Genomic DNA, 15752 nt, shown 5'->3' on the forward strand with positions numbered 1-15752 from the left:
TCGCTTTCATGAATCGGGCGTGAGCCGCACTGGAGCGGAAACAGGGATTTCATCTCACGTCACGCCGGTGTAACAAAGTCAAAATACGTTTACCCCCCATACGCCAGATCGCTACCCGAGTAGCGGCGCGTATGTCATCGGGGGGTCACCCGGCGCGCAGGTGCGCCGGGTATCTGTCACGGCCCCGCCCGAGCCGACCTGAGACGTATTGAGAAAGGCCTCCGGATGCCGTTTGATTCTTTGCCGTCCGCCGTCACCCCCACACGCCGTCGGCGGTACGGCATCCTCATCCCCGCGGCACTGTCCGCCGTCGCACTCGCGCTGAGCGCCTGTGGCAGTTCGGCCAGTGAGGACTCGGCTTCGAGCGCCGAGTCCTGCGTCGACACCTCGGGCGACACCATCAAGGTCGGCTCGCTGAACTCGCTGTCGGGCACGATGGCGATCTCCGAGGTCACCGTGCGCGACTCGATCAAGCTGGCCGTCGACCAGATCAACGACGACGGCGGCGTGCTGGGCAAGCAGATCCAGCTCATCGGTGAGGACGGTGCGTCCGAGCCCACCATCTTCGCCGAGAAGGCCGAGAAGCTGATCTCGAGCGACTGTGTCGCAGCGGTGTTCGGCGGTTGGACGTCGTCGAGCCGCAAGGCCATGCTCCCGGTCTTCGAGGACAACAACTCGCTGCTGTACTACCCGGTGCAATACGAGGGACTCGAGTCGTCGAAGAACATCTTCTACACCGGCGCCACCACCAATCAGCAGATCGTGCCGGCGCTGGAGTACCTGAAGGAGAAGGGCGTCAAGTCCCTCTACCTGGTGGGCAGCGACTACGTGTTCCCGCAGACGGCCAACCGGATCATCAAGGCCTACGCCGCGGCCAACGGCATCGAGATCAAGGGTGAGGACTACACCCCGCTCGGTTCGACCGACTTCTCGACCATCGTCAACAAGGTCCGCACCGCCGACGCCGACGCCGTGTTCAACACTCTCAACGGCGACTCCAACGTGGCCTTCTTCCGTGAGTACAAGAACGTCGGTCTGACCCCGCAGGCGATGCCGGTGGTGTCGGTCTCGATCGCCGAGGAAGAGGTCGGCGGCATCGGTGTCGAGAACATCGAGGGCCAGCTGGTCGCGTGGGACTACTACCAGACGATCGACAACCCGACGAACAAGTCCTTCGTCACGGACTACAAGGCGGCCTACGGCGCCAACAAGCCCACCTCCGATCCCATGGAGGCCGCCTATGTCTCGGTCTACCTGTGGAAGAACACCGTCGAGAAGGCGAACTCGTTCGCGGTTGCCGACGTCCAGAAGGCTGCCGGCGGAGTCACTTTCGAGGCCCCGGAGGGTCTGGTGACCATCGACGGCGAGAACAACCACATCACCAAGACCGCCCGCATCGGTGAGATCCGCGGCGACGGTCTCATCTACACGGTGTGGGATTCGGGCCAGCCGATCGAGCCGGACCCGTACCTCAAGTCCTACCCGTGGGCCGAGGGTCTCAGCAGCTGACACGACGTGACCCGTCTCGAGCCGCGCGCTCGAGGCGGGTCACGCCTGTGCCCTCACCGACACCCACGACGAACGGATGGTGACGTGGAAACCGTTATCGGACAGCTCTTCACCGGGCTCAGTCTTGGCTCGATCCTGCTGTTGGCAGCACTGGGCCTGTCCCTGACCTTCGGTCAGATGGGCGTGATCAACATGGCCCACGGGTCGTTCATCATGGCCGGCTCCTACACCGCGTACTCGGTCCAGGAGTATCTGATCTCGAATGCCGGTGTGTCCCTGATCGTCTCACTCTTCATCGGCTTCCTCGTCGGCGGTCTCATGGGTGTGCTGCTCGAGGTCACCCTCATCAAACGCATGTACGACCGACCCCTCGACACCCTGCTGGTGACGTTCGGCGTCGGACTCATCCTGCAGCAGCTCGCCCGCGACATCTTCGGTGCGCCCGCGGTCGACGTGACCGCGCCGCCGTGGCTGTCGGGCGGTGTCGACATCCTCGGTGCGGTGGTTCCCAAGACCCGCCTGTTCATCATGCTGCTGGCCGTCATCGCCGTGGTCGCGATCGCCGTCACGATGAAGTACACCCCGATGGGGCGTCGCATCCGTGCCGTCGTGCAACACCGCGACCTGGCGGAGACCAGTGGGATCTCCAGCCGCACCACGGACATCACGACCTTCTTCATCGGCTCGGGACTGGCCGGCGTCGCCGGTGTGGCGCTGACCCTCATCGGTTCGACCAGTTCGAACACCGGCATGACCTATCTGATCGACGCCTTCCTCGTGGTCGTCATCGGCGGCCTGGGCCAGATCAAGGGCGCGGTCATCGCGGCCATCGCCCTGGGCATCCTGAACTCGTTCATCGAATACAACACGACCGCATCGGTGGCCAAGGTCGCCGTGTTCGTGATCATCGTGATCTTCCTGCAGATCCGCCCCCAGGGCCTGTTCACGGTCCAGTCGAGGAGTCTCGTGTGAAGGACTATTTCAGCGGTCACTGGAAGACCTACGCCGGATTCGCCGTCGCGGCGGTGCTCCTGTTCGGAGTCGCGCCGGCGGTGCTCTCCGATTTCCGGCTCAACCTGCTCGGCAAGTTCCTGTGCTTCGGCATCGTGGCCGTCGGTATCGGTCTGGCCTGGGGTCGCGGCGGCATGCTGACCCTCGGTCAGGGTGTGTACTTCGGACTCGGCGCCTACATCATGGCGATGCATCTGAAGATCGCCGACGCGGAACTCCGCGGCGACGACGTCCCGGACTTCATGCAGATCGCCGGCATCCGGGAACTGCCCGGATACTGGAAGCCGTTCGCGTCGCCGGTGGTGACGATCCTCGGCATCCTGTTCGTGCCCACCGTGATCGCCGTCCTGCTCGGCCTGGGTGTGTTCAAGCGGAAGGTGAAGGGCGCCTACTTCGCGATCCTGTCGCAGGCGCTGGCCGCGGCTTTCGCGATCCTGCTCATCGGACAGCAGAGCACCGGTGGCAGCAACGGGCTCAACCGTTTCCGCAGCTTCTTCGGTCTCGCACTCAACGACCCGGTCAACCGGCAGTTGCTGTTCTTCATCGCGGCGGGCACCCTGCTCGTGGTCGTCGCACTCACCCGGCAGCTGATGTACAGCCGCTACGGCGAGCTGCTCGTCGCGGTGCGTGACCAGGAAGAGCGCGTTCGCTTCCTGGGCTACGACCCGGCGAACGTCAAGGTCGTCGCCTACGCGATCGCGGCACTGTTCGCGAGCATCGCCGGCGCCCTGTTCGTGCCGATCGTCGGCATCATCTCGCCCGCCGACGTCGGGATCGTCCCGTCGATCGCCTTTCTCATCGGCGTCGCGATCGGTGGGCGCACCACACTGCTCGGTCCGGTCCTGGGCGCGATCGCGGTCGCCTGGGCGCAGACCAGCCTGTCGGAGAACTTCCCGTCCGGATGGACCTACGCCCAGGGCGTTCTGTTCATCGTCGTCGTCGGCTTCTTCCCGGCCGGACTCGCCGGACTCGGCGCGGTGTTCCGGTGGCGTCGTCAGCGACCGGCCGATCCGTCGCCCACCGGTGACATCGACGAGCACACCACCAGCAAGGTAGGAGCCTCCTCATGAGCGGCACCGAGACGAGCACGATGGAACCGGTCGCCGGCGGCAACGCCGGAATGGAGAGCGACTACCTTCAGGTGCGCGGCCTCAGCGTCGAGTTCGACGGTTTCAAGGCCGTATCCAATGTGGATCTGACACTGCTGCAAGGAGATCTGCGCTTCCTGATCGGTCCCAACGGCGCGGGCAAGACGACCATCATCGACGCGATCACCGGCCTCGTCAAACCCACCGGCTCGATCCAGAAGTCGGGTGTGGAACTCGTCGGCAGGAAGGTGCACCAGATCGCGCGCCTCGGCGTCGGCCGGACCTTCCAGACCGCCAGCGTGTTCGAGGAACTGAGCGTGCTGCAGAATCTCGACATCGCCGCCGGGGCGGGACGGTCGGTGTGGACCATGCTGCGCCGCCGGCCCGCGGAGATCCCCGAGGGGATAGCCGAAGTCCTGGAGACCATCGGCCTGCAGGACCTGCGCGACACCCCCGCCGGTGTGCTCGCGCACGGGCAGAAACAGTGGCTGGAGATCGGCATGCTGCTGGTGCAGAACGCCTCGGTGCTGCTGCTCGACGAACCGGTCGCCGGGATGAGCCACGAGGAGCGCGAGGAGACCGGAAACCTGTTGCGCCGCATCGGTGGTGAGCGGACAGTCGTGGTCGTCGAACACGACATGGACTTCATGCGGGCGTTCGCGACGTCGGTGACGGTGCTCGCCCGTGGCCAGGTGCTGGCCGAGGGCAGTGTCGCCGAGGTGCAGGCCAATCCGAAGGTCCAGGAGGTCTACCTCGGAACCGCCGCCGGCGGTGAGGAACTCGAGGAGATCGCCGCCGAATCAGCGGACGGACCCACCGCGTCGACCGAGAAGAAGGGCTGAGGGGAGATGCTGAAACTCTCCGGAGTGCATGCCGGATATGGCCGGACTGAGGTCCTCCACGGGGTCGACATCGAGGTGCCCACCGACGGTGTCGTCGCGGTGATGGGCCACAACGGCGCCGGCAAGACCACGCTGCTGCGTGCCGCCGTCGGCCTCGTCAAGACCACCCGGGGCTCCATCACCTTCGACGATGTCGACATCACCAAGGCTCGTCCGAGCTCGCGGGTGAAGCACGGCATCGCCTATGTCCCGCAGGGACAGCAGAGCTTCGGTCACCTGACCACCGCGGAGAACCTGCAGGTGGTGGCCGACGGCCGCAAACGTGGCAAGGAACTCATCGCCGAGATGCTCGACATGTTCCCGGCACTGAAAGAACTGCTCGGTCGACGTGCAGGTCTGCTGTCGGGTGGCCAGCGTCAGCAACTCGCGATCGCCCGGGCCCTCATCACCGAACCGCGCATGCTCATCCTCGACGAACCCACCGAGGGCATCCAGCCCTCGGTGGTCGCCGAGATCGAACAGACCATCACCACCCTCACCCGGCGAGGCGGGCTCGGCGTGCTGCTCGTCGAGCAGCACATCGGATTCGCTCTCGAAGCGGCGCAACAGTATTACGTCCTCGAGAGCGGCCGGGTCACCTCGTCGGGCGAGGGCGGTACGGCTGCCGAGGCCACCGTGCGCGAGGCCATGACGATCTGACCGCGACCCACACGAAGGAGCGGATCACACACCTTTCACGTTGAGCAGCTGGGTCAGCACGGCCTCGACCTCGACCAGGTCCCGGGCGTCGTCCATGATCTGGTCGATCGGCTTGTAGGCGTCCGGGATCTCGTCGATCCACTCCGCGCCGTGCCGGTACTCGATCCCGGTCATCGCCGCTGCGAGATCGTCGAGGGTGAACAGCTTCTTGGCCTTGCTCCGCGAGAACCGCCGGCCCGCACCGTGAGGTGCGGAGAACAATCCCGACTCGTTCCCGAGCCCGCGCACCACATACGACTTGGTGCCCATCGATCCCGGGATGAGACCGTGGGTCCCGGTGCTCGCGTCGATGGCCCCCTTACGGGTGAGCCACACCGCCCGGTCCGCGATCTCCACTTTCTCGGTGTAGTTGTGGTGACAGTTGATCCGACGCACCTCCATCACGTCGGCCGGACGAAACGAGTTGTCTCCCAACCATTCGCCGAACACCTGAGGAACCGGTCCATCATCTCGGCCCGGTTCTCGAAGGCGAACCGCTGTGCCCACCGCAACTCCCGGATGTAGTCTCCGAACTCCGGTGTTCCGGCGGCGAGATGAGCAAGGTCGGGGTGGGCGAGCGGGATGTGCCGACGCCTGCACTGCTCCTGGGCGATCTTGATGTGCTTCTGCGCGATCTTGTTGCCGACGCCACGGCTGCCCGAGTGCAGGAACAACCAGATACTTCCCGTGCCATCGCCCTCGATCTGCTCGCACAACTCGATGAAGTGGTTGCCGCCGCCGAGTGAACCCAGCTGTTCGCGCCACTTCGGGGAGTGGGACAGGTCGACGTTCTTCTCCGCTGCGGCCTTATCCAGCTCGGCGATCCGGGACGCGGTGTGCGGGTAGAGGACGGCCTTGTTGTAGTTGCCCGGTGACAGCGGGATCGTCGACTCGACGCGACGCCGCAGGTCGGCGAGGTCGAAGCCGGCGATGTCGTCCTTGCCGATGGAGGTCTGCACGCCGATCATCCCGCAGCCGATGTCGACGCCGACCGCGGCCGGGATCACGGCGTCGATGGTCGGGATGACCGTGCCGACCGCGGATCCCTTGCCCGCGTGGGCGTCGGGCATGAGCGCGACGTGCGGATGGATGAACGGCAGTGTCGAGATCCCGTGCGCCTGCGACCGCGTCGTGTCGTCGAGGATCGAGGCGAAGCTGAGTACCTTCGGTGCGATCATCTCGGGCATTGTGTTCCCTACGAGAGATGGACCGCGATCTCCGGTCCGAGGGTGTGCGGTGCGTGGAGGGGGAGACGGTCGCCGCTCCAGAACCGGCCCGGGTCGAACCAGTTGGAGCCCTTGGTGGTGTCGAGAATGCCCATGTCGCGGTAGGTGATCGCGACGACCTCGGCGCAATACGCGGCTTCGAGGCTCACCGGCTCCGGCGCCGAGACCTCGTGCTGCCGTTGGTCACGACGTTCCCGGACCTTGCGATCGAGGTAGGGGATGCCGCGCACCAGGTCGACGGAATTGGGGATACGACCACGGAACCATCGTCCGGCGAGACGTGCGGTGGTCGGGAACGGGGTGCCGTCGAGTCGCGCGATCACCTTGAGCAGATGGTCTTCCTGCTCCCTGGTGACCTCGGGACTGAGCTGACGAATCCAGCACGCCTGCTCGTACCGCACCATCCACTGTTCGACGGCCTCGCGCGCATCGTGCAGCTGGACGCCGCGGTGGTTCGACCCGGTCCAGACGTCGGTGAGTTTGTCGCCGAGTTCGGCGTGCCAGAGGAGCGGCGGCAGATCGTCGATGCAGACAGCCATCGCGACATGGTTCACCGGCGCGTTGGTGAGGGTGCGGATGGCGCGGTCGGGGCCTGAATCGCCGCGGAACAGCCAGACGTCGCCGGTGCGGGTGGCCTCGAGCGCTGTGGTCAGCGAGACGCCGCCGGACTCGCCGGCGAGGTCGGCGCGGCGCGGTTTTCTCCTGGTGGGCACCTCAGCAGGGTAGAGCCTCGTCGGCCCTCGCAGCCATCGGTGGCGGTGACGATCGTTCCGATGCGACTTATCCTGCCCCCATGAGGAATCTGTGGAAGTGGCTCGGCCTCGCCGGTGCCGTCGGCGTGACGACCGGCGGGGTGCTGATCGCGCGGGACCAGCGGCAGCGCAACGCCTACTCGGCCGACGATGTCCGCGAACGTCTGCATCGACGCCTGGCGGAGGCCGACACCGCAGGTGGCGGAGACGAACGATCCTGAGGACACTGGTGGGCGAGGTCGGCCCCGCGGTCGGCCGGGCAAAGCCGAACCACAGATAGGGAACACCATGAGCGACAACAGCGGATTCGGCGGCGGACCGTTCAACTTCGGCCCGGAGGACTTCGACCGGTTCGCGCGTGAGGCGGGAGAGGGCCTGCGCGACGTCTTCGGGAAGCTCTTCGAGGGTCAGGCCGGTCCCGGAGCGTTCTCGATGTTCTTCGACGAGGCGGCCCGAGGCCGCACCCGGACGCAGCCGCGTCCGGAGACAGCCGGTGAGACCGGATCGGGTGTGTGGGCCGTGTTCGTCGTCGACGAGGACGGCGGGGCCCGCGTCGAGCAGGTCTATGCCACCGAACTCGATGCGCTACGTGCCAACAAGAACAACACCGACCCGCGTCGCAAGGTGCGCTTCCTGCCGTATGGCATCGCGGTCAGTGCTCTCGACGAGGCGCTCGACGCGGAACCGGGTGACGACGAGAAATCGGACTGAGCGCGGTCGGGGAAACGCATGAGGCCGGTGAGTCCGAGGTGGACTCACCGGCCTCATGGTTTCGGTGATGCAGTCACGGCACCTGAGGCGCCGGTACTGCTATCAGAGGTTCGCGCCGCAGGTCGGCCACGCGCCGGGGCCCTGGGTGGCGAGGACGTTCTCCGCAACGCGGATCTGCTCCTCACGCGAGGCGTCTGCCGGGTTACCGGTGCCACCGTTGGCCTGCCAGGTGCTCATCGAGAACTGCAGGCCGCCGTAGTAGCCGTTGCCGGTGTTGATGGACCAGTCGCCACCGCTCTCGCACTGGGCGACAGCGTCCCAGTTGCCGGAGTCGGCCGAGGCGGTGGACGCCAGCATGCCGAACGGTGCTGCGGTGAGTGCGCCGACGACAGCGGCACGGGCGACGAGCTTGGTCATATGCGTCTTGGTCATTCGCATGGTCTTCGTTCCTCCTATCACCACCCGGGGTTGGCAAGGTGGTTGATTTCGGACCGGGGCCGACCATACGGCTTGGTAACGTTAAGGTCACGTCATCCTCGTGACCTGCGGGATTTTGGTAACGCACGGATAACGGTGTTAGCTTTGGGGTAAAAGCCCAGCGCACCGCGGCATTCCGCGGAGGGGCGCGGAGCCCGGTGTTCGGACGCGTTCGATGACGAAGGTCACACACAAAATGTGGTGCGGACCACTTGCTCGCGGGGTGTTTGCGCGACTAGGGACGCCGTCTCACGGCGATGCGTCCACCGCCTGCAGGGGCGTAGGCGACGCCCCGCGAGAACCAGCGCTCCGCGCGGTCGTCGGTCGGGAGCAGCTCGAAGTCGCTCAGCACGGTCCGGAGCACCACGTCCATCTCCATTGTCGCGAAAGCGGCGCCGATGCAGCGCCGGGTCCCGCCGCCGAAGGGCAACCAGGCCGCTGGCGGCGCGGTGCCCAGGAAGCGGGTCGGATCGAACCGTTCCGGATTGCCGAACTCACGGCTGTCGGCGTGGAGCAGGGCGATGGAGACCATCACGTTGTATCCACGCGGGATGCGCCAGCGGCCGAGTTCGAGGTGGTCGGCGACCACGTGCCGGGCGGCGAAGTCGATGACGGGACGGCTGCGCTGGGTCTCGAGAATGGTCGCGTGCCGGTACTCGGTGCCGCCGGCGTCGACCTCGGTGACGAGTTCGGCCAGGGCGTCGGGGTGGCGACGGAGGCGTTCGAAAGCCCACGCGAGAGTCGTGCCCGTGGTCTCGTGACCCGCGGCCAGCATGGTGAGCAGCTCGTCGCCGATCTCCTCGTCGTCCATGCCCGTGCCGTCCTCATAGGTGCTGCGCAGCATCAGGGCGAGGATGTCGTCACGCTCTTCCAGGCGTGAGTCGTTGCGCGACTTGGTGATCAGGTCGCCGATGTAGGTCTTGTACTCCGCATGCATGCGGCGGTAGCGGTGGTTGGGATCGAGTGCCCGCAGGGCGTGGGGGAGATTCGGGAAGGTGGCCGCGCGCGAACCGGTGACGACCATCGGCGGGATCATCCTGCGTAGATTCTCGAGGTCCTTGCCCTGAGCGCCGCACACCGCCCGCAGGATCACGTTCAGCGTGATCCGCATCATCGGCTCCATCGAGGCGAACTCGGTCCCGTTCGGCCAGGTCGCCGCCTCGGTCCGGACCTCTTCCTCGACGATCTGCTCGTAGGTCTTCATCCGCTTGCTGTGCAGCGGCGGGGTCAGCAGTTTGCGGCGGGCGCGATGCTGCCTGCCCTCGAGGGAGAAGATCGACCCGGTGCCCAGGATGCGACCCAGGTTGGGCTGGACGTTGATGACCTTGTCGCCTGCGGTGAACAGTTCGCGCGCGCGAGCGCGGCGTCGGAGATGACGACCGCCGGGCCGAAGACGGGCAGTTTCACCGTGAAGGCCGAACCGTGCCGTCGGTGGAGGAGACCGAAGAAGTGTCTCCGGGAGGTGACCGCGGCGACGCCCTGCACAGCCGTCGGTAGGCGGGTGGCGGGCGGCAGGATCGCGTTGCCACTCATGACAGGTGTGCTCATCGGGAGTCGAGGCTTCCGGAGGAGGGTGGTACGTCGGCGTACCAGTGACGGTACGCGGGGGTATCAGGCAGGGCAAGAGGCTTATGCTCGCTGCGTGAACTCGCATCTGTGGCCGGAAGGCGCGTCGTCGACGCGGGAACGGCTCCTGGCGGCGATGCTCGACTGTGTGGCCGGGTCGGGATACCGCGAGACCACCGTCGCCGATGTCGTCCGTGTGGCGCAGACCTCGCGGCGCTCCTTCTATCAGGAGTTCACCGACAAGCAGGACTGCTTTTTCACGCTGCTGCGGACCACCAACACGTTCATGATCTCCGAGATCGCGGCTGCGATAGATCGCGCAGCGACCCCGGAAGTGCAGGTGCGGCAGGCGGTTTCAGCCTATGTCCGCACCGGGGAAGGGTACCCCGGCCTCACGCTCAGCTGGATTCGCGAATTGCCGGCCCTGGGCCGGGAGGCGAAGTCGGTGAAGGACGAGGCGATGGAGGACTGGATCAGGTTGTTCGTCAGCCTGACATCCACCCCGGAGATGGTCGCCGCGGGCGTGTCGCCGATCAGCCGGGAGCGGGCGGTGTTCCTGTGGGGCGGGGTGCGCGAGCTGACCGCCGACGCCGTGGAATCGGGCGCGCCGCTGTCGGAGATCATCGAACCCGCGACAGCGGCATGCCTCGCCCTGATCAGAGCCGGAGGAGACTAGCGCCAGGCGCCGCGCAGATACTGCGGCGGATACGGCGCCTCGTCGCGGGGGAGACCCAGTTCGTTTGCGGCGCGCTGCGGCCACGACGGTTCGCGCAGGCGACGCGTCCGAAGAGGACGGCCGTGGGACGACGGCGACGGCCTCGGTGAGGTCAGACCGAAACCGCCGGCGGCACGGGCGCCGAGGTGGGCGAGATGCCAATCGGTGGGTACACCGTCGCCGGCGAAACAGCTGTATTGACACATCGGCGCGAGCCAGATCCGGTTGGGGATCTCCACGTCGCGGAGCGTGATCGGTTCGAAGAGCGCGGTACTGGTCACAGTTGGAGTCAACCGCCCCGGCGGCCGGCTATTCCCGGACGGTAGGTTGTGACTCAGGTCGCAGTGCCGGCGGCATCCGGTGCGCAGTTCCGGCCGATCGAGGTTCTCTGGGAGAGGGGTCCGCGGATGAGCGAGACGACAGACCGGGTGACGGTCGAGGTGGACGGGCCGCTGGGTGTGATAACCCTGTGCGCCGCGCGGCGTCGGAACCCGTTGTCCACGACCACGATGAAGGCCGTGACCGCGGGACTCCGCCGCTTCGACGAGAACTCCGAGGTTCGGGTCATCGTGATCCGAGCGGAAGGCCCGGCGTTCTCGGCCGGTCACGACCTCGGTGAACTCGTCGACCGCACGCTCGACGACGAACGCGCCGTCTTCGACACCTGCGCCGAGCTGATGCGGACCGTGCACGAGGTGCGCCAACCGGTGATCGCGGAGGTCGCCGGAATGGCCTTCGCCGCGGGGTGCCAGCTGGTTGCGACCTGTGATCTCGCGGTCGCCGGACGCAGCGCGACGTTCTCGACGCCCGGCGTACGGATCGGGCTGTTCTGCTCGACGCCGATGGTCGCGCTGACCCGCGCCATCGGTCGCAAGCGGGCAATGCACATGCTGCTGACCGGCGAGGCGATCGACGCCGAGACGGCCGCCGACTGGGGGCTCCTCAGCGGCGTCGTCGACGATGCCGATCTCGCCGCCACGGTCCGGGAGCTGGCACTGAACATCGCCGGATCGAGCGCACGAACGGTGTCGATCGGTAAACAGGCCTTCTACCGGCAGATCGAACTCGACGAGGCCTCGGCCTACAAGGAGATGTCGGAGACGATGGCGACCAATGCGATGACGTGCGATGCGCAGGAAGGGATGTCGGCGTTTCTGCAGAAGCGGACGCCCGTGTGGACCGAATAACCCACAAAGCCACCACTTTTGGGCAAAGCCACCACCTTCAAGGTGGTGGCTTTGCCGATCTGTGGTGGGTTTGCGGACGCGTCAGACGCTGGTCTCCGCGGTCGCCTTGGCGAAACGCGCCAGATGGGCGTCGGCGGTACCGAATTCGTACTCGATGGCGGTGAGACGCTTGAAGAAGTGACCGATGGCCAGTTCCTCGGTCATGCCCATGCCTCCGTGCAGCTGCACCGAGTTCTGCCCGATGAAGCGTGCGGCGCGGCTGATCGTCGCCTTGGCGGCGGAGACCGCGGCGGCGCGCTCGGCGGGTTCGGCGTCGAGCGACAGGATCGCGAAGTACTGGGCGGCCACCGACTGCTCGAGCTGCAGATGCATGTCCACCATGCGGTGCTGCAGCACCTGGAAGCTGCCGATCGGGACGCCGAACTGCTCGCGCTGCTTGGCGTATTCGACGGTGTCGGTGAAGACCTTCCGCATCAGTCCGACGGCCTCGGAGACCACGGCTGCGGTGGCGGTGTCCCAGGCCTTCTCGAGCAGGTCGATGGCACCGTCGCCGGCGATGAGTGCGTCTCCGGGGAGTCGGACGTCGGTGAACGTGATGTCGGCGGCCTGCCGGTCGTCGATGGTGCGCAGCCGCTGGAGTTCGAGTCCCTGCGGCGCGCCGTCGGCGAGGTCGATGAGGAACAGCGACACACCTGCGGGGTCGTGCGGCTCGCCCGAGGTCCGGGCACTGACGATGAGGTAGTCGGCGATGGGTGCAGTGGTGACCACGGCCTTGCTGCCGTTGAGCACCCATCCCTCGCCGTCGCGGTCGGCGCTCGTCTCGATGCGCGACAGCACGCCGCCCGAACCGTCCTCCAGTGCGGCGAGCGCGCTGAGGGCCTCGCCCGCGGCGATACGACCGGCGGCTTCGAGCGCGACCGGGTTACCGGTGGAGTGCAGCAGTCCGGCACCGAGAACCACCGAGTCGACGAACGGCTCGACGACCAAGGCGTGTCCGAGTGCCTCGGTGACGACCATCAATTCCTCGGCGCCGCCGCCGAATCCGCCGATCTCCTCGGGCAGGCAGGCGCCGACGACGCCGAGGTCCTCGACGAAGGCCTTCCAGATCTTGGGCTGCCAGCCCTCGCCGACCTTCGCGGCGTCGCGGCTGACCTGCAGGTCGTAGCGTGCGTCGAGGAACTTGTTGAGTCCGTCGGACAGCAGCTGCTGTTCGGGGGTGAGTGTGAAGTCCATCAGTTTTCTCCTGTGACCCGTCAGAGACCCAGAGCCGCTTTGGCGAGGATGTTTCGTTGAATTTCGTTACTACCCGCGTAGATCGAGCCGGCGCGGTCGTTGAAGTAGTGCAGCGGAGCGACGGCCTGCCAGGGCTCACCGCTGACGTAGCCGTCGGTGGGCGGCGTGTACTGGAAGATCGGACCACCGGGGCGGGTCGCATGCGGTTGGAAGACGCGGCCGTGCGGACCCGCGGCCTCGAGCGCCAGGGTGGTGATCTCCTGGCTCAGTTCGGTTCCCAGGATCTTCAGCATCGACGCGATCGAGCCGGGGTCCTTGCCCGACGTCATCGCGGCGAGCGCACGATACTCGAGGACCTCGAGGATCTTCGCGCGGATCTGGAGGTCGGTGAGCTTGGCCGCGAACGCCGGATTCTCCGACAGCGGGCCCCCGTCGGGTGCGGTCACCGTTGCTGCGTCACGACCGAGCTGCTCGGCCATGACCTGCAGCGCAGGGGCAGCCGCGCCGCCGCCACGCTCGAAGACGAGGAGGTACTTGGCGACGGTCCAGCCGTCGTCGATCTTGCCGAGGACGTTCTTCTTGGGGACGCGCACGCCGTCGAAGAACACCTGCGCCTGGACCTGCTCGCCCGAGGCGAAGACGAGGTTCTGGACCTCGATGCCGGGCGAGTTCATGTCGATGAGCAGGAAGGTGATGCCCTGCTGCTTGCGCTCCTGGCGCGAGGTGCGGACCAGGCAGAAGATCCAGTTGGCCTCCGAGGCGTGGGTGGTCCAGATCTTGGAGCCGGTGACGACGAGGTCGTCGCCGTCGTCGACCGCGGCCATCGACAGCGACGCGAGGTCGGAACCGGACTCGGGCTCGGAGTAGCCCTGGCAGAAGAAGACGCTGCCGTCGAGGATGCCGGGCAGGAAGAAGTTCTTCTGCTCTTCGGTACCGAAGGCCATGATCGCGTGGGAGACCATGCGGATGCCCATCGGCGACAGCGACGGTGCGCCGGCCAGGATCGACTCGCGGCTGAAGATGTAGTGCTGCGACTGCGACCAGTCGCAGCCGCCGTACTCCACCGGCCACGCCGGCGCGGCCCAACCGCGCTCGTGCAGGATGGCCTGCCACGTCATCGAGGCCTCGTGGTCGGAGTAGACCGACGTGCGCAGCGTGCCCGCCGCCCGCAGGTCGGGGGTCAGCTTCTCGTCGAGGAACGCCCGTACCTCGTCGCGGAACGCGGCGTCGGCCGGAGACCAGTTCATGTCCATGAGAGGTGCGCAACCTATCTGTAAACGGTTGTGGTCAGATTGGGGTCGAATGGCAATCTACCGAATGTTCGCTCCGGAGCGTAGCCCGGCTCACGATTCGCTTTCCAGTGTGACGTCCGGGGGGTCGTCCGGGAGCGGTTCCGGCTTCGACGACGACAGCAGGACATCGGCCCAGCGGGTCGCCGGATCGATGTCGATGAGCAGTGCCTTCGCCAACAGGGTGAGCGGGACCGCGAGGATCGCGCCCAGTGGCCCGATCGCCCAGGCCCAGAAGATCAGCGACAGGAACGTCAGGGTCGTCGACAGTCCGACGGCATCTCCGACGAACTTCGGTTGGATGACCGACTGGATGATCACGTTGATGACGCTGTAGACCGCGATCACGATGAGCATCTTCACGACCCCGCCGTCGAGCAGGGCGAGGAGCGCCGGCGGGACGAGTCCGATGACGAAACCGACGTTCGGGATGTAGTTGGTGATGAACGAGAGCAGACCCCACAGAATCGGCAGCGGGACCGACAGCAATGCCAGTGCGATGCTGTCGAACACGGCGACGATCAGTCCGAAGACCGTCGACACCCACAGGTAACTCCGGGTGCCCTGCGCGAAGGCGCCGAATGCGGAGGCGATGTCGGGCCGCATGTCGCGCAGGTGTGTCATCCGGTCGTCGAATCCCACCGAGTCGGCCGCCATGAACAGCAACAGGGCGAGTACGAGGACGAGGGCCGACGCGACGCTGAGAGTGCCGGCCAGCACGTCGGTGACCACGTTGACGACCTTGCCGGTGTCTACGTGCGAGATCATGTCCTGGACCTTGTCCTGGCTCACGCCGTGGCTCGTCAGGAAGTCCTGGAAGCTCGTGATGATCTCGTTGAACTCCTCGTCGTAGCCGGGCAGTATCGTCGCGAGCCGGGCCACTGAGAACACCAGCGTCGCGAACAGCCCGATCAGGATGCCGTAGACGAGCACGACGGTCGTCAGGAACGCTGCCCAGCCGGGAAAGCCCTTGGTGCGCAACCATCTCGGCACCGGTTGAACGGCGACGGTCAGCATCAGCGCCAGGAACGTCGGCGCGGCGAACGACGAGACCGCCTTGATGCCCCCGACCGCGACCACCAGGCCGGCGATGGTGATCAGCACTATCGTCCCGCGGGGAGCGTCCAGGCCGGTGGGTCGGTGCGATAGGACGGTGCCTCGGGCGGGCGCGCGGTGGTCCTGGAGCGGTTCGTGCCCCGACGTGCCATGCTCTCGCCTCACTCTCGCCCACGACGTGGGTCGTGCCCGGAGTGCGCGACCGTCATCCAGTGTTCAGTACGACGATCTGCGGCGGAGCGCTTTCCGGCGACGACTCCGCGCCTGCTCGAACTGCGCACGGGCGCGTCGGCGGGGTGTCAGCCGCGGCTTCACCGTTGAACCCAGTGCGCGGCGCCCGGAATGACGTCGC

The 15752-nt window shown here is 66.5% G+C and carries 13 protein-coding genes and 4 pseudogenes; 9 read left to right on the plus strand and 8 right to left on the minus strand.

Annotation, left to right across the window (positions count from 1 at the left end):
- The first annotated feature begins 225 nt into the window (after positions 1-225).
- The 5 genes from urtA (at position 226) to urtE (ending at position 5149) form a co-directional block, all read left to right on the plus strand.
- Positions 226-1509, plus strand: coding sequence for an urea ABC transporter substrate-binding protein (gene urtA / locus GOAMI_RS07940; RefSeq protein WP_006435942.1), 1284 nt, complete (start codon positions 226-228; stop codon positions 1507-1509).
- A gap of 84 nt (positions 1510-1593) precedes the next feature.
- Positions 1594-2481, plus strand: a complete 888-nt coding sequence (gene urtB / locus GOAMI_RS07945; RefSeq protein ID WP_006435943.1) for an urea ABC transporter permease subunit UrtB — start codon at positions 1594-1596, stop codon at positions 2479-2481.
- Complete coding sequence (urtC, locus tag GOAMI_RS07950) at positions 2478-3590, plus strand: urea ABC transporter permease subunit UrtC (RefSeq protein WP_006435944.1); 1113 nt, start codon at positions 2478-2480, stop codon at positions 3588-3590. The genes urtB and urtC overlap by 4 nt, the downstream gene beginning before the upstream one ends.
- A complete protein-coding gene (gene urtD / locus GOAMI_RS07955; protein WP_006435945.1) occupies positions 3587-4450 on the plus strand; it encodes an urea ABC transporter ATP-binding protein UrtD in 864 nt (287 codons plus the stop codon). The genes urtC and urtD overlap by 4 nt, the downstream gene beginning before the upstream one ends.
- 6 nt (positions 4451-4456) lie before the next feature.
- On the plus strand, positions 4457-5149 hold the full coding sequence (gene urtE, locus GOAMI_RS07960; protein WP_006435946.1) for an urea ABC transporter ATP-binding subunit UrtE: 693 nt from the start codon (positions 4457-4459) through the stop codon (positions 5147-5149).
- 24 nt (positions 5150-5173) lie between these two features.
- Here the strand turns inward: urtE and GOAMI_RS07965 are convergent.
- Positions 5174-6375, minus strand: a pseudogene (locus GOAMI_RS07965) (RtcB family protein).
- Between the two features lie 8 nt (positions 6376-6383).
- Complete coding sequence (locus GOAMI_RS07970; protein WP_006435949.1) at positions 6384-7127, minus strand: hypothetical protein; 744 nt, start codon at positions 7125-7127, stop codon at positions 6384-6386.
- A gap of 80 nt (positions 7128-7207) precedes the next feature.
- Between GOAMI_RS07970 and GOAMI_RS07975 the strand changes: the two genes are divergently transcribed.
- Complete coding sequence (locus GOAMI_RS07975; RefSeq protein WP_006435950.1) at positions 7208-7387, plus strand: hypothetical protein; 180 nt, start codon at positions 7208-7210, stop codon at positions 7385-7387.
- 67 nt (positions 7388-7454) lie between these two features.
- Positions 7455-7877, plus strand: a complete 423-nt coding sequence (locus tag GOAMI_RS07980) for an Rv0313 family protein (RefSeq protein WP_006435951.1) — start codon at positions 7455-7457, stop codon at positions 7875-7877.
- Between the two features lie 102 nt (positions 7878-7979).
- On the opposite strand, the gene GOAMI_RS07985 is transcribed toward GOAMI_RS07980, so the two are convergent.
- Positions 7980-8315, minus strand: a complete 336-nt coding sequence (locus GOAMI_RS07985; protein ID WP_006435952.1) for a transglycosylase family protein — start codon at positions 8313-8315, stop codon at positions 7980-7982.
- A gap of 274 nt (positions 8316-8589) precedes the next feature.
- Positions 8590-9902, minus strand: a pseudogene (locus GOAMI_RS07990) (cytochrome P450).
- A 94-nt stretch (positions 9903-9996) separates the two neighbouring features.
- On the opposite strand from GOAMI_RS07990, the gene GOAMI_RS07995 reads away from it, so the two are divergent.
- The gene (locus GOAMI_RS07995) at positions 9997-10596 is read left to right on the plus strand and encodes a TetR/AcrR family transcriptional regulator (protein WP_006435954.1); all 600 of its coding nucleotides are present in this window, start codon (positions 9997-9999) and stop codon (positions 10594-10596) included.
- Between the two features lie 102 nt (positions 10597-10698).
- Here the strand turns inward: GOAMI_RS07995 and GOAMI_RS08000 are convergent.
- Positions 10699-10916: pseudogene (locus GOAMI_RS08000) on the minus strand (oxidoreductase); the annotation flags it as partial.
- Between the two features lie 126 nt (positions 10917-11042).
- On the opposite strand from GOAMI_RS08000, the gene GOAMI_RS08005 reads away from it, so the two are divergent.
- Complete coding sequence (locus GOAMI_RS08005) at positions 11043-11822, plus strand: enoyl-CoA hydratase (RefSeq protein ID WP_006435956.1); 780 nt, start codon at positions 11043-11045, stop codon at positions 11820-11822.
- Between the two features lie 81 nt (positions 11823-11903).
- On the opposite strand, the gene GOAMI_RS08010 is transcribed toward GOAMI_RS08005, so the two are convergent.
- From GOAMI_RS08010 to GOAMI_RS08020, 3 genes and pseudogenes are all read right to left on the minus strand, one after another.
- On the minus strand, positions 11904-13055 hold the full coding sequence (locus GOAMI_RS08010; RefSeq protein WP_006435957.1) for an acyl-CoA dehydrogenase family protein: 1152 nt from the start codon (positions 13053-13055) through the stop codon (positions 11904-11906).
- A gap of 20 nt (positions 13056-13075) precedes the next feature.
- The gene (locus tag GOAMI_RS08015; RefSeq protein ID WP_006435958.1) at positions 13076-14308 is read right to left on the minus strand and encodes an acyl-CoA dehydrogenase family protein; all 1233 of its coding nucleotides are present in this window, start codon (positions 14306-14308) and stop codon (positions 13076-13078) included.
- Positions 14309-14398: 90 nt separating this feature from the next.
- Positions 14399-15552: pseudogene (locus GOAMI_RS08020) on the minus strand (AI-2E family transporter).
- Positions 15553-15752 lie beyond the last annotated feature (200 nt).

Source organism: Gordonia amicalis NBRC 100051 = JCM 11271, assembly GCF_000332995.1.
Taxonomy (GTDB): Bacteria; Actinomycetota; Actinomycetes; order Mycobacteriales; family Mycobacteriaceae; genus Gordonia; species Gordonia amicalis.